Raw genomic sequence first — 14,880 nt, 5'->3', positions numbered from 1 at the left:
AAAATAAAAAAGCTCCATTCGCAAGCAGATGCGAATGGAGCTTTTTTCTGATAATTAAAAACTTACTTTGTTTCCTGTTCTTCCTGCATGTCCAGATACTGGTTGTCCTTGTCGTAGAATTCGTACTGGAGGAATGCCAGTTTCTGTGAAGGAATCACATTGAAGCCGAAACCATACTTAAACTGCCATCTGCGCTTCAAGGAAATGAAACCCTTGTTGATGAAGGCAGCCACGTAAGGATTCACATACAAAGTGAATTTCTTGACGCCGATCTTGTTGACTAGGCGGTCGATTTTTCTTTCCAACTGGTCGGTGAAGAGGATGCTCGACTTAATCTTGCCCGTACCGAAACAGGTAGGGCAGGTTTCATCTACATTCACATCCATAGCCGGACGTACACGCTGGCGTGTAATCTGCATCAGTCCGAACTTGCTCAATGGCAGGATGTTGTGCTTGGCACGGTCCTTCTGCATGTTCTTGCACATGCGTTCATAGAGCAACTGTCGGTCTTCGGCAAGATTCATGTCGATGAAGTCGACAACAATGATACCTCCCATATCTCGGAGGCGCAATTGTCTAGCCAACTCATCAGCAGCGCCGAGGTTAACATCCAGTGCATTTGCTTCCTGACCTTTCTCACGAGTTCTGTTACCACTGTTTACATCGACAACGTGCAAGGCCTCGGTGTGCTCGATGATGAGATAAGCACCATGCTTGTAGTTAACAACACGACCAAAGCCAGCTTTAATCTGCTTGGTAATGCTGAAATTGTCGAAGATAGGCACCTTGCCGGTGTAGAGCTTAACTATGCCCGCCTTTTCAGGGGCTATTAGAGAAACATAGTTCTTCACCTCGTTCATTACATCTTCGTTGTTCACGTAGATGTTCTCGTAAGATGGGTTAAACAAGTCACGCAAGAGAGCAACGGCTCTTCCGGTCTCCTCGAATGCAAGTTGCGGGCGCTGCTGGGTCTTCTGTACCTTGGCGATAGCATCCTCCCATCGCTTCACCAGGACTTTCAGCTCAGCATCGAGCTCAGCGACCTTCTTACCCTCAGCCACAGTGCGGACGATAACGCCGCAATTCTTTGGTTTGATGCTGTGAATGAGTTGTTTGAGTCGGGAGCGTTCTTCACCGCTTTTAATTTTCGACGAGACAGAAACTTTATCACCGAATGGCATGAGTACCAGGTATCGGCCCGCGAATGAGATTTCGCCTGTGAGTCGAGGTCCCTTGGTAGAGATTGGTTCCTTTACGATTTGTACCAGCACTTCCTGTCCTGCTTTGAGTACATTCTGTATGCTGCCGTCCTTTTCCAATTCAGGCATTTTGCTGGCTTTAGAGAATGGGAAAAGTTTCTTTCTGTCGCTCTGTACTTGTTTAAGGTACTTCTGGTAGGAATTAAAATGACTTCCTAGGTCAAGATAATGAAGAAAGGCGTCGCGTTCATAACCTACATCCACGAAGCAGGCGTTAAGACCCGGCATCAGTTTTTTTACCTTTGCGATGTAGATGTTGCCCACAGAGAACGATGCCTCACGAGGTTCGTTCTGGTATTCCACCAGCTGCTTGTCCTCCATGAGTGCGATAGAGATGTCTTTCTGTTGGACATCAATTACAACTTCGCTTGTCATATCTTCAATAATCTTTTAACTTTAAATTAATACAAAAAAAGGGTATGTCATTCTATATCAGAACTGACACACCCCCTCAGTCACGAACTGACCGAGAGCTATAGTAGACTAGCTACAATGCTAGCTTACTTGCTCTTATGTCTGTTCTTACGTAATCTTTTTTTACGCTTGTGAGTAGCCATCTTGTGGCCCTTCTTTTTCTTTCCGTTTGGCATGATTTTAAAATTTTAAAATATTGTTATTATAAAAAATGATATTTCTCTCTTCCTGTCCAGCAGTATTACTGAGCGTTCTGCATCTCCTCGATGAAGCTCTTTGATGGCTTGAAGCTTGGTAAGTCGTGAGCTGGAATGGTGATGGTTGTATTCTTAGAGATGTTACGGGCAGTCTTAGCAGCACGATGCTTGATGTTGAAGCTGCCGAAGCCACGCAAGTATACATTGTCCTTCTTTTCGATGAGGCACTTCTTAACCTCTTCCATAAAAGCCTCTACTACAGTACCTACTTCTTTCTTAGGCATACCAGTAGCGATAGCTACCTCATTAATGATATCTGCTTTGGTCATTTCTTTATTTTTTACTAATTTTACTTGTTAATCTTTATTTCGGTGTGCAAAGATACAAGTTTTTTATGATATAACAAAATACTTAAGGCTTTTTTTGCAAAAATAATGCTCTAAGTATTTGCATATAAGGTTTTTATTGCGTATTTTTGCACCAAAATAGAGAAATTATGAGATTTAAGAGATATTTTTTTGCATTGATGATGGTTGCCTTTCATGCATTGGCGTTGACGGCTGGGGAGGTCTGGACGGCGAAAAATGTACCGATTCCTTTCCTCAGGGATTCTACGCAATATGTTTCCGACCCGGATGGATATGTTGATAAGGCTCAGAAGGATTCTGCCAATTTCTATCTTCAGAAACTGAAGTTGGAGTGTGGCGTACAGAATGTGCTCATCATTGTGGGAAAGGTTGACAACCAGGATGCCTTTCGGATGGCGCAGGATGTGGGCAATCAATATGGTATCGGTTACAAGAAGAGCCGGAGAGGACTGGTTATCGTCATCGCGGTGGAGGACCATAAGTACTTTATTGCTCCAGGAAGTGGACTGGAGGGTGAGTTGACTGATGTGGACTGTGATGATATTGCCCGGGCTTGCATCGTGAAGTATATGCGCGAAGGCAATCCGGGCGAGGCGGTAGCATCTGTGAGCCGTGCTATATATAATAAGGTGAAAAGTGGACGGACGGGAATTGCGGATGTTGATGAAGGTTCGGTTAATGACGAAGAGGACTGGTTCCTGGTCATTATCCTGTTCCTTATCTTCTTCGGTATTCCTATCTATCTGTTTATCAGGTATATTCTGGAGATGCTCGGTATTGTGAAGCCAAGACCGAAGAGCAATCAGAGAAATCAGTCTCGTAGGAGAAACAACGACGATGACTGGATACCTCCTTTCTTTATGGGAGGTGGCGGTTCTTCCGGCGGCGGTTTCTCGGGCGGTTCTTTTGGCGGAGGTACCTTTAGCGGAGGTGGCTCTGGCGGAGGATGGTGATGATTGATTATAGTTAATAGTTTATAGTTAATAGTTTATAGTAAATAATTAATTAATAATAATGACAATGGAACAGACAATGAATTCAAACATGCAACCGGCAAAGAGAGGTATAAAGAAAAGCTGGATTATTCTGGGCATCGTAGTTGTGCTGGTACTATGGATGTTCAGTGGTTATAACGGATTGGTAGAGAAACAGGAGTTGGCTACCACAGAGTTGGCTAATGTTCAGACTCAGTATCAGCGTCGTGCTGATATGATGCCACAGTTGGCAAAGATAGTAAAGGCTTATGCCAAGCATGAGAAAGAAACCTTCGCCGAGGTAACCAAGGCTCGTGCTGCTGTTGGTCAGGTAAAGCTGGATGCCAATAATCTTACTGAGGCTAGCCTGAAGAAATATGCTGCTGCACAGGGTGAGTTGGCGAATGCATTCTCCAAACTGATGGTAGTGGCCGAGAAATATCCTGAGTTGAAAGCCAACGAGAACTTCAAGGCTCTTCAGGTTCAGGAAGAGGGTACGGAAAACCGTATCAGCGAGGCACGCCGCAAGTATAATGAAGCCGTTCAGAACTATAACCAGACGGTTAGAAAAATGCCAAGTGCCCTTATCGCCGGCCTCTTCAATTTCAATGTGATGCCTAAGTTTGAGGCAGCAGCAGGAACTGAGAAGGCGCCAGACTTGGATATCTAATTTAGAATTGATCATTAAAAATCCTGTTTTTCAACGGGATTAATAGATTTGTTATCTAGTCAATGGGAACGAGAAGTGTCCCATTGGCTAGATTTTCTGTTTTATGCGCTTTCAATTTGAAAGTAACTCAATATTTTATATATATTTTGTATTTCAGATGTTTTTTATTTCAGAAATTCTTTGTATCTTTGCACGCAATTTAAGAAATATGGTAGAAATACCGCAAACATTGAAATTTCAATAAGGTTAATTACAAATATGAAACAAACAAAGATTGTCGCTTCCATCAGTGATCGTAGATGTGATCAGGATTTTATCCGAAAACTGTTTTTCGCCGGTATGAACGTTGTTCGTATGAATACTGCTCATGCCACAGAAGAAGGTATACGCACCATCGTAAAGAATGTAAGAGCCGTGTCTCCACATATTGGTATTATGATTGATACCAAAGGTCCTGAGGTGCGAACTACAGGTGTGAAGGAACCTATCCACTACAATGTTGGTGATGTAGTGAAAATCTTTGGACGTCCGGAAATGGAGTCTTCTCATGATATTGTGAATGTGAGCTATCCTGACATCGCAGCCGATGTTAAGGTAGGTGATGATTTGCTCTTCGATGATGGTGAACTCGATATGAAGATTATCGACAACCAGGGCCCTATGCTGGTTGCCGAGGTTCAGAACGAGGGAGTGCTCGGGGCTCACAAGAGCGTGAATGTGCCGGGAGAGCATATCGACCTGCCTGCACTGACAGAGAAAGACCGCCGAAATATTGAACTCGCTATCGAGTTGGATATTGATTTCATCGCTCACTCTTTTGTGCGCAATGCAGCCGATGTGAAGGCAGTTCAGGATATCTTGGACGCTCACAACAGTGATATCAAGATTATCTCTAAGATTGAAAATCAGGAAGGTGTTGATAATATTGACGAGATTATTGATGCCTGCTATGGCATCATGGTTGCCCGTGGTGACCTGGGTATCGAGGTGCCAATCGAGAGAATTCCAGGCATCCAGCGCCGCATCATCTCTAAGTGTGTGAAGGCGCAGAAACCGGTAATCGTAGCAACACAGATGTTGCATACCATGATTAAGAATCCACGTCCTACTCGTGCTGAGGTAACTGATATTGCCAATGCTATCTTCTATCGCACCGATGCGCTGATGCTTTCTGGTGAGACAGCAAGCGGTAAGTATCCTGTAGAAGCTGTGCAGACCATGGCCCGTATTGCTGAGCAGGCAGAGAAGGATAAGTCTCCACTGAATGATATTGATCCAATGGAAGATGGTAAGATTGACCAGAAGCTCTTCCTGGCTCATGCTGCCATTGAAGCTACTAAGAAGTTGGGTGTTGCTGGTATTATTACCGATGGCGAGACCGGTCAGACTGCACGCGACCTGGCAGCCTTCCGTGGTCCAAATCCGGTATTGGCAATCTGCTATAAGGAAAAACTCCAGCGCTGGTTGAATCTGAGCTATGGTATTATTCCAATTCATCAGAAGGATCAGGTTTCTACCAAGGCTATGTTTACCGCTGCGGTACGTATGCTTCGCCAGAAAGGCTACTTATGTGAGGAGGATAAGATTGCTTATCTGAGCGGTAGCTTTGGAGAGGGTGGAGGCACAACCTTCGTTGAGATTAATAAAGTGAAGAAGATTTTCGATAACAGTTATAGCTTTAATTTGCCATCAAATGGCATCGAAGATAAGTAAAAAAGGCTATTATTTCAAAAAAAAATAGACGTAAATAGAATTATTGGTGCAAAAATTTGCAGTATTCAAAAAAATACCGTAATTTTGCACCAATATTTTAAAACGAAAATTTTAGAAAATGAAGAAACTCGTTAGTTCAGTTTTAGTCGCTTTGACTATGCTCTTAGTACTTGGCAGTTGTGGAAGTACTAAGAATGTAGCTTATTTCCAAAATGCAGATTCTATCAGCTTGGCTGCTTCAAGAATGCTTTATGAAGCCAAGATTATGCCTAAGGACGAACTTACAATTACAGTAATTACAACAGATCCAAAGGCTGCCATGCCTTTCAACCTCTCTGTCTCTCAAACATTGGGTACAGGCGGACAGCTGAGTTATGGTAGTGGTTCCCTGCAAGGATATCTGGTTGATAATGATGGTAATATTGAGTTTCCTGTTGTTGGAACCTTGCATGTCGGTGGTTTGACCAAGAAGCAGGCTGAAGATCTCATCAAGAATAAGGTGAAGCCTTATCTGGCAGAAAAAGAAAATCCTATTGTTACGGTTCGCATGGGCAGTTACCATGTATCTGTTTTAGGTGAAGTAGAAAAGCCAGGAATTATTTATGCTCCACAGGAGAAGATGAGTATTCTTGAAGCTTTGGCACAGTGTGGCGACTTAACTATCTATGGTAAGCGTGACAATGTATTATTGATTCGTCAGGATGCAGCAGGAGAGAAGCATACTTATCGTATGAACTTGAATGATGCAAATATTATTAATTCACCATTCTATTATCTGCAGCAGAATGATATTATCTATGTAGAACCAAATAAGGTGAAAGCTCAAAACTCATCTATCGGTTCATCTACTACATTGTGGTTCTCTGCCGTTGGTACATTGATTTCTATCGCATCATTGATTGTCAATATCTTGCGATAGCAGGTAATAGGTGGGAGTAAAATCAGGATACTACAAAAATAATAATATATATATGTGTGGCATTGTAGGATATTTAGGTAAGGGTGACGCTTATCCAGCCCTCATCAAGGGCTTGAAGCGTCTGGAGTACCGCGGATACGATTCTGCGGGAGTTGCCCTTATTGGCAATGACGGCTCTTTGAATGTATATAAGGCAAAGGGTAAGGTGGCAGATCTTGAAGCGTTCTGCTCTGATAAGGATATTTCGGGACATGTGGGTATTGCTCATACTCGTTGGGCTACCCATGGAGAGCCTTCAGCTGTAAATGCTCACCCGCATTATTCCTCTAGCAAGAACCTTGCCATGATTCATAATGGAATCATAGAAAACTATGCCGATATCAAGAAGAATCTCATTGCTAAGGGAGTAGAGTTTAAGAGCGAGACGGATACTGAAGTTCTCGTTCAGCTGATTGAATATATTCAGATAAAGAAAAATCTCGACTTGCTGACTGCCGTTCAGGTGGCTCTCCGTCAGGTAATCGGAGCCTACGCTATCGCTATTCTTGATAAGCGTAACCCTAATCAGATCATTGCTGCCCGTAAGCAGAGTCCGTTGGTTGTAGGTATCGGAAAGGATGGTGAGTTTTATCTCGGTTCTGATGCCAGTCCTATCATCGAATATACAGATAAGGTGGTTTATCTGGAGGATGGTAACATCGCTGTGATGCGCCTCGGTGAGGAATTGCAGGTGGTGAACATCCAGAACGTTAAACTCAACCCTGAGGTACAGACCGTAGACATTGATCTCGGTCAGATAGAGAAGGGCGGTTTCCCTCACTTTATGTTGAAGGAAATTTTTGAGCAGCCAGAGTGCCTTCGTAACTGTATGCGTGGCCGTGTAGTTAGCCGCACAGTGGAAACTCGCGTAATGACTGATGGCGACGATACAACCAGCAAGAAGGAGACTGAGATGGGTGTCGTGCTCAGTTCCATTACCGACCATCGCCAGCAGCTTCTCAATGCCAAGCGAATCATCATCGTGGCTTGTGGTACATCATGGCATGCCGGACTTATCGGCAAGCAGATGATAGAGAACTATTGCCGCATCCCTGTGGAAGTGGAATATGCATCTGAATTCCGTTACCGTAATCCTGTGGTAACGAAGGATGATGTCGTCATCGCCATTTCCCAAAGTGGTGAAACCGCTGATACCCTGGCTGCCATCAAGCTTGCCAAGGAGAGCGGTGCGTTTATCTATGGTATCTGTAACTCCATCGGTTCTTCCATCGCACGAGAGACAGATACAGGTACCTATATTCACGTAGGTCCGGAGATTGGTGTTGCCTCTACCAAGGCGTTCACTGGTCAGGTTACCGTCCTTATCCTCCTGGCACTTGCCATCGGTAAGGAGAGGGGAACCATCAGCGAAAATGAATATCAGAAGATTACAGAACAGCTTTGGAACATTCCTGCCAAGATGAAGGAAGTGTTGAAGCTCAACAATAAGATAGCTGACTTGAGCCGTACGTTTACATACGCTCGCAATTTCATCTATCTGGGCCGTGGATTCCAGTATCCTGTGGCCCTTGAGGGTGCATTGAAGTTGAAGGAGATTAGCTACATCCACGCTGAGGGTTATCCTGCAGCGGAGATGAAACATGGCCCTATCGCATTGATTGACAGCGATATGCCAGTGGTAGTTATTGCTACCCACAACTTCATGTACGAGAAGGTCTTGTCTAATATCCAGGAGATTAAAGCCCGTCAGGGTCGTGTTATTGCTATTGTCAGCAATGGCGATGAAACCATTTCCAAGATTGCCGACGAAGTGATTGAACTCCCTGAGACCTTGGAGTGCCTGGAGCCATTATTGGCTACCATTCCTTTGCAGCTTCTGGCTTACCATGTAGCTGTATGTAAGGGCAAGGACGTTGACCAACCTAGAAACTTGGCCAAGTCAGTTACTGTAGAATAATATATAAAGGGATTCGTCATTTCTTGACGTTTCCCTTTTTTTGGAGGGGGAACCCTCGGATAGGTATATTCAAATTTAACTAAATAAGATAAGGATAATAGAGAGATGGAACCATTGAAACATGAGTGTGGTGTAGCAATGATCAGATTGCTCAAGCCACTGGAGTATTACCAGCAGAAGTATGGTACTTGGATGTACGCACTCAACAAACTCTATCTGATGATGGAGAAGCAGCACAACCGTGGCCAGGAGGGTGCTGGTATGGCTTGTGTCAAACTGGGCGGTAAGCCTGGTCATGAGTATATGTTCCGTGAGCGTGCAGAGGGCAAGAATGCCGTGACCGAAATCTTCGGCAAGGCGAATGCCAACTTCAAGAGCCTGACTCCCGAGCAGCTTGCTGATGCAAAGTTCGCTAAAGAGGAACTGCCTTTTGCAGGCGAACTTTATATGGGACACCTGCGCTACAGTACCACCGGAAAGAGTGGTATTCAGTATGTGCACCCATTCCTGCGACGTAACAACTGGAAGGCGAAGAACCTCTGCCTTTGTGGTAACTTCAACATGACCAACGTAGATGAAATCTTCGAGGAACTTACCAAGCAGGGCCAGAGTCCTCGCATCTACAGCGACACCTACATCATGCTTGAACTGATGGGCCACCGTCTGGACAGAGAGGTGGAGCGCAACTTCGTAGCTGCAAAGGCGATGGAGATGCAGAATACCGATATCACCAACTATATAGAAGACCACGTGAAGATGAGCAATGTACTCAAGACCACGATGAAGAACTTTGATGGCGGTTATGTGGTTTGCGGTATCACCGGTTCGGGCGAGATGTTCTCTATGCGCGACCCTTGGGGCATCCGTCCTGCGTTCTATTACAAGAACGATGAAATCGTGGTAGTAGCCAGCGAGCGCCCTGTACTCCAGACCACCTTCGACCTGGAGGCAGAGGAAGTGCAGGAACTGATGCCGGGCACGGCGCTTCTCGTGAAGAAGAATGGCGAGTGCAGCATCGAGCGCATCATGGAGCAGAAGGGCGATTCAGCCTGCTCATTCGAGCGCATCTACTTCAGTCGTGGTTCCGACAAGGATATCTATAAGGAACGTAAGCAGTTGGGCGAGCAGTTGACCCAGCCTATCCTGAAGGCTGTGGATTATGATGTAGACCACACCGTGTTCAGCTATATCCCGAACACTGCCGAGGTGGCTTACTATGGCATGTTGAGCGGTTTCAAGAAGTATCTTAATGAGACCAAGATTGAGCAGATTGCCAACCTCGACCATGTTCCATCAAAAGAAGAATTATACGAAATCCTCGGCGACTTTGTCCGCTCAGAGAAGATAGCATGGAAGGATATCAAACTCCGTACCTTCATCACCGAGGGCAACAGTCGTAACGACCTGGCGAGCCATGTGTATGATGTAACCTACGGAAGCATCGAGCCGAATGTGGATAATCTTGTCATTATCGATGATAGTATCGTGCGTGGTACTACCCTGAAGGAGAGTATTCTCCGCATCCTCGACCGTCTGCATCCTAAGAAGATTGTAGTGGTTTCCAGTGCCCCTCAGATCCGATATCCGGATTACTACGGCATCGATATGGCAAGACTGGAAGAGTTCTGCGTGTTCCGTGCTGCCATCCAGCTTTTGAAAGAGCGCAAGATGGAAGACCTTATCGAGCAGACCTATGAGGCTTGCAAGGCAGAATTGGCAAAGCCAAAGGAGGAGCAGATCAATCCGGTACGCTCCATCTACAAGCCATTCAGCACCGAGGAAATCAACGAGAAGATTGTTGAGATGCTTCGCCCAGAGGGCATGACCACTCCTATCCAGCTCGTATTCCAGAGCATCGAGGGCTTGCGCGAGGCGATTCCAAACCACAAGGGCGACTGGTATTTCACCGGTCATTATCCAACCCCAGGCGGCACGAAGCTCTGCAACCAGTCGTTTGTAAACTACATCGAAAACGTTTATCATAAATAAGTGAATAGAGAAGAACGAAGAGTGAAGAATTCATTTGCTCTTATAAGTATGAAATAAAAGAATCAAATGTCAGATATGAAAAAAGTAACCTTAGTTTTGAGCGATGGAACCAAGTTCCATGGCAAATCTTTTGGATATGACGCTCCTGTAGCGGGCGAGGTTGTGTTCAACACAGCCATGATGGGATATCCAGAGAGTTTGACCGACCCTTCTTATGCCGGTCAGTTGATGACACTTACATTCCCTCTCGTGGGCAACTATGGTGTGCCACCATTTACTTTCGAGGAGAATGGTTTGCCAACCTTCATGGAGAGTGACAAGATTTATGCTTCTGCCATCATCGTGAATGATTACAGCGAGCAGTACAGCCACTGGAATGCAGTGGAGAGTCTTGCCGACTGGTTGAAGCGCGAAAAGGTGCCAGGAATCACAGGCATCGATACCCGTGAGTTGACTAAGGTGCTTCGTGAGCATGGTGTGATGATGGGTAAGATTCTCTTTGATGATGAACCAGACAACATCCCTGAGGCTAACTATGAGGGTGTAAACTTTGTTGACCAGGTAAGCTGCAAGGAGATTATCCGTTATAACGAGGGTGCCGGCAAGAAGGTGGTACTCGTTGACTGCGGTGTGAAGGCAAACATCATCCGTTGCCTTATCAACAGAGGCGTTGAGGTAATCCGTGTGCCATGGAATTACGATTACACCGATATGGACTTCGACGGATTGTTCCTGGCCAATGGTCCTGGTGACCCAGATATGTGCGAGGATGCAGTAAACATTATTCGCAAGCAGATCAGCCAGAGCCGCAAGCCTATCTGCGGTATCTGTATGGGTAACCAGTTGCTTTCTAAGGCAGCCGGTGCTACTATCTACAAGTTGAAGTATGGTCACCGTTCACACAACCAGCCAGTGCGCATGGTAGGAACCAACAATTGCTACATCACCTCTCAGAACCACGGTTATGCCGTTGATGCCAAGACATTGGGCAACGATTGGGAGGAACTCTTTGTAAATATGAATGATGGCTCTAACGAGGGTATTCGCCACAAGGTGAACCCTTGGTTCTCAAGCCAGTTCCACCCAGAGGCTTGCTCAGGCCCTGTGGATACAGAGTTCATGTTTGATAAGTTTGTAGAAACACTTAAATAATTAGGAAAATAATGAAAGACGAAAATATAAAGAAGGTGCTCCTCTTAGGTTCTGGAGCCTTGAAGATCGGTGAAGCAGGTGAGTTCGACTACTCAGGTTCGCAGGCCCTGAAGGCATTGCGCGAGGAAGGTATCGAGACTGTGCTCATCAACCCGAATATCGCAACCGTACAGACATCAGAAGGTGTTGCCGACCAGATTTACTTCCTGCCAGTGCAGCCATACTTCGTAGAGCGTGTTATCCAGAAGGAGAATCCAGACGGTATCCTCCTCAGCTTCGGTGGTCAGACAGCCCTCAACTGTGGTGTGGAACTCTATCGCCAGGGCATCCTGGAGAAATATAATGTCAAGGTATTGGGTACTCCAGTTCAGGCTATCATGGATACAGAGGACCGTGAGCTTTTCGTAGAGAAACTGGATGAAATCAACGTGAAGACCATCAAGAGCGAGGCTTGCGAGAACATCGAGCAGGCCCGCAAGGCTGCTGCTGAGCTCGGCTATCCTGTCATCATCCGTGCTGCTTACGCCTTGGGTGGTCTCGGTTCTGGTTTCGCAGACAACGAGGAGGAGCTGAACAAGCTCGCTGAGAAAGCTTTCTCTTTCTCTCCACAGGTATTGGTAGAGAAGAGTTTGAAGGGCTGGAAAGAGATTGAGTATGAGGTAGTTCGCGACCGTTACGACAACTGTATCACAGTTTGTAACATGGAGAACTTCGACCCACTGGGAATCCATACTGGTGAGAGTATCGTCATCGCTCCATCTCAGACCCTGAGCAATGCTGAGTATCATAAGCTCCGTGCCCTCGCCATCAAGATTATCCGTCACATCGGAATCGTGGGTGAGTGTAACGTGCAGTATGCCTTCGACCCTAAGAGCGAGGATTATCGTGTAATCGAGGTGAATGCCCGTTTGAGTCGTTCTTCAGCCTTGGCATCTAAGGCTACTGGTTATCCTCTTGCCTTCGTTGCAGCCAAGCTCGGTATGGGCTACGGTCTGTTCGAGTTGAAGAACTCTGTAACCAAGACCACATCTGCCTTCTTTGAGCCAGCATTGGACTACGTGGTATGTAAGATTCCACGTTGGGACTTGTCTAAGTTCCGTGGTGTAGATAAGGAGTTGGGTTCATCTATGAAGTCAGTAGGTGAGGTAATGGCTATCGGCCGCAACTTCGAGGAGGCTATCCAGAAGGGTCTTCGTATGATTGGTCAGGGCATGCACGGTTTCGTAGAGAACAAGGAACTTGAAATCGATGATATCGATGCAGCTTTGCGCGAGCCAACAGATAAGCGTGTGTTCGTGATTTCAAAGGCAATGCACAAGGGCTATACCGTAGATCAGATTCACGACTTGACCAAGATTGACAAGTGGTTCCTTGAGAAGTTGAAGCACATCATCGACATCGACGAGGCGATGAAGAAGTGCAACATCAATACTCTTGACCAGGATTTGCTCCGCACCGCTAAGGTTTACGGTTTTACCGACTTCCAGGTAGCCCGTGCCGTGGGCTTGGAGCAGGAGTTGGGCAACATGCACAAGGCTGCCCTCTTGGTTCGCAACAAGCGCAAGAGCTATGGCATCCTGCCTGTAGTGAAGCAGATTGATACCCTGGCAGCAGAGTATCCTGCTCAGACCAACTACCTCTATGTAACTTACGCTGGCGTGAAGAGCGACATCACCTTCGAGAACGATCACCGTTCTATCATCGTACTCGGTTCGGGTGCTTACCGCATCGGTTCTTCTGTAGAGTTCGACTGGTGTGGCGTTCAGGCATTGAACACCATCCGCAAGGAAGGCTGGCGCTCAGTGATGATCAACTACAACCCAGAGACCGTATCTACCGACTACGATATGTGCGACCGTCTCTACTTCGACGAGTTGACCTTTGAGCGTGTGATGGATATCATCGAGATGGAGCAGCCTCATGGCGTCATCGTATCTACCGGTGGTCAGATTCCAAACAACCTGGCTATGCACCTCGATGCACAGAACGTGCCAATCCTGGGTACTGCTGCCAAGGACATTGATAACGCTGAGGACCGTGCCAAGTTCTCTCAGATGTTGACCAACAACGGCATCAACCAGCCAGAGTGGAGCGCCCTGACCTCTATGGAGGATATCGACAACTTCATCGAGCGTGTAGGTTTCCCAGTATTGGTTCGTCCTAGCTACGTGCTTTCTGGTGCTGCGATGAACGTATGTTCTAACGAGGATGAGCTGAAGCGATTCCTGCAGTTAGCTGCCAACGTGAGTGAGGATCACCCAGTGGTAGTAAGTAAGTTTATCGAACATGCCAAGGAGATTGAGATGGATGCAGTGGCAAAGAATGGCGAGGTGATTGCCTATGCGATTTCCGAGCACATCGAGTTTGCTGGTGTTCACTCAGGCGATGCAACCATCCAGTTCCCTCCTCAGAAGTTGTATGTTGAGACAGTTCGTCGTGTAAAACGAGTTGGTCGTCAGATTGCCAAGGAGTTGCACATCAACGGTCCGTTCAACATCCAGTTCATGGCTCGTGACAATGATATTCTCGTTATCGAGTGTAACCTTCGTGCCAGCCGTTCGTTCCCATTCGTGAGCAAGGTATTGAAGATCAACCTCATCGAGTTGGCTACCCGCGTAATGCTCGGTTTGCCAGTAGAGAAGCCACACAAGAACCTCTTTGATCTCGACTATGTAGGTATCAAGGCATCTCAGTTCAGCTTCAACCGTCTGCAGAAGGCGGACCCAGTATTGGGTGTGGATATGAGCAGTACGGGTGAGGTAGGTTGCTTGGGCGACGATACATCTACCGCACTTCTGAAGAGTATGCTTTCTGTGGGTCATCGTATTCCAGCCAAGAACATCCTGCTTTCTACAGGTTCTGCCAAGCAGAAGGTAGATTTGCTTGATGCTGCCCAGATGCTGGTTAAGCATGGTTACAAGCTGTATGCAACCGGTGGTAGTAGCAAGTTCCTCACCGAGAATGGCATTGAGAACACCCGTGTGCTCTGGCCATCAGAGGAGGCAGAAGGCGGTGCGCCTAAGGCTTTGGAGATGCTCCACAACCATGAGATTGATATGGTAGTGAATATTCCGAAGAACTTGACCAGCAGCGAGTTGAGCAATGGTTACAAGATTCGCCGTGCAGCCATCGACCTGAACGTGCCATTGATTACCAACAGCCGTCTGGCGAGTGCTTTCATCTATGCATTCTGCACCACCAAGCTGGAGGATATCGACATCAAGGCTTGGGGCGAGTATAAATAGTTGATAGTTAATAGTTAAGAATT

At 46.3% G+C, this 14,880-nt stretch carries 9 protein-coding genes and 1 pseudogene; 8 read left to right on the top strand and 2 right to left on the bottom strand.

Annotation, left to right across the window (positions count from 1 at the left end; all coding sequences use genetic code 11):
• Positions 1-62: 62 nt before the first annotated feature.
• Both KUA46_RS07675 and KUA46_RS07670 read right to left on the bottom strand, forming a co-directional pair.
• A complete protein-coding gene (locus KUA46_RS07675; protein ID WP_117692278.1) occupies positions 63-1,634 on the bottom strand; it encodes an Rne/Rng family ribonuclease in 1,572 nt (523 codons plus the stop codon).
• Positions 1,635-1,914: 280 nt separating this feature from the next.
• Positions 1,915-2,211: pseudogene (locus tag KUA46_RS07670) on the bottom strand (HU family DNA-binding protein); the annotation flags it as partial.
• Positions 2,212-2,366: 155 nt separating this feature from the next.
• On the opposite strand from KUA46_RS07670, the gene KUA46_RS07665 reads away from it, so the two are divergent.
• From KUA46_RS07665 to carB, 8 genes are all read left to right on the top strand, one after another.
• Positions 2,367-3,191 (top strand): TPM domain-containing protein, encoded by an 825-nt coding sequence (locus tag KUA46_RS07665; RefSeq protein WP_117587378.1) that lies wholly within the window; start codon positions 2,367-2,369, stop codon positions 3,189-3,191.
• A gap of 67 nt (positions 3,192-3,258) precedes the next feature.
• Positions 3,259-3,882, top strand: coding sequence for a LemA family protein (locus KUA46_RS07660; protein ID WP_256625088.1), 624 nt, complete (start codon positions 3,259-3,261; stop codon positions 3,880-3,882).
• 258 nt (positions 3,883-4,140) lie between these two features.
• Positions 4,141-5,595, top strand: coding sequence for a pyruvate kinase (pyk, locus tag KUA46_RS07655; RefSeq protein ID WP_006847420.1), 1,455 nt, complete (start codon positions 4,141-4,143; stop codon positions 5,593-5,595).
• Positions 5,596-5,713: 118 nt separating this feature from the next.
• Entirely contained in the window at positions 5,714-6,514 is an 801-nt protein-coding gene (locus KUA46_RS07650; RefSeq protein WP_022121476.1) for a polysaccharide biosynthesis/export family protein, read from the top strand.
• Between the two features lie 52 nt (positions 6,515-6,566).
• On the top strand, positions 6,567-8,471 hold the full coding sequence (gene glmS, locus KUA46_RS07645; RefSeq protein ID WP_006847422.1) for a glutamine--fructose-6-phosphate transaminase (isomerizing): 1,905 nt from the start codon (positions 6,567-6,569) through the stop codon (positions 8,469-8,471).
• A 105-nt stretch (positions 8,472-8,576) separates the two neighbouring features.
• On the top strand, positions 8,577-10,460 hold the full coding sequence (locus tag KUA46_RS07640; protein ID WP_006847423.1) for an amidophosphoribosyltransferase: 1,884 nt from the start codon (positions 8,577-8,579) through the stop codon (positions 10,458-10,460).
• Positions 10,461-10,535: 75 nt separating this feature from the next.
• Positions 10,536-11,612, top strand: coding sequence for a glutamine-hydrolyzing carbamoyl-phosphate synthase small subunit (gene carA / locus KUA46_RS07635; RefSeq protein ID WP_040553026.1), 1,077 nt, complete (start codon positions 10,536-10,538; stop codon positions 11,610-11,612).
• Positions 11,613-11,623: 11 nt separating this feature from the next.
• Entirely contained in the window at positions 11,624-14,857 is a 3,234-nt protein-coding gene (carB, locus tag KUA46_RS07630; RefSeq protein ID WP_218434669.1) for a carbamoyl-phosphate synthase (glutamine-hydrolyzing) large subunit, read from the top strand.
• Positions 14,858-14,880: the final 23 nt, after the last annotated feature.

Source organism: Segatella copri, from assembly GCF_019249765.2.
GTDB lineage: Bacteria > Bacteroidota > Bacteroidia > Bacteroidales > Bacteroidaceae > Prevotella > Prevotella copri_K.
The sequence above is the reverse complement of the archived record's forward strand: the minus strand, read 5'-3'. Positions and strand labels throughout refer to the sequence as shown.

Bases quoted from the DNA above. Each gene is read 5' to 3' on its own strand.
- KUA46_RS07675 (WP_117692278.1), bottom strand. From the start codon at position 1,634: ATGACAAGCGAAGTTGTAATTGATGTCCAACAGAAAGACATCTCTATC.
- KUA46_RS07665 (WP_117587378.1), top strand. From the start codon at position 2,367: ATGAGATTTAAGAGATATTTTTTTGCATTGATGATGGTTGCCTTTCAT.
- KUA46_RS07660 (WP_256625088.1), top strand. From the start codon at position 3,259: ATGGAACAGACAATGAATTCAAACATGCAACCGGCAAAGAGAGGTATA.
- pyk (WP_006847420.1), top strand. From the start codon at position 4,141: ATGAAACAAACAAAGATTGTCGCTTCCATCAGTGATCGTAGATGTGAT.
- KUA46_RS07650 (WP_022121476.1), top strand. From the start codon at position 5,714: ATGAAGAAACTCGTTAGTTCAGTTTTAGTCGCTTTGACTATGCTCTTA.
- glmS (WP_006847422.1), top strand. From the start codon at position 6,567: ATGTGTGGCATTGTAGGATATTTAGGTAAGGGTGACGCTTATCCAGCC.
- KUA46_RS07640 (WP_006847423.1), top strand. From the start codon at position 8,577: ATGGAACCATTGAAACATGAGTGTGGTGTAGCAATGATCAGATTGCTC.
- carA (WP_040553026.1), top strand. From the start codon at position 10,536: ATGAAAAAAGTAACCTTAGTTTTGAGCGATGGAACCAAGTTCCATGGC.
- carB (WP_218434669.1), top strand. From the start codon at position 11,624: ATGAAAGACGAAAATATAAAGAAGGTGCTCCTCTTAGGTTCTGGAGCC.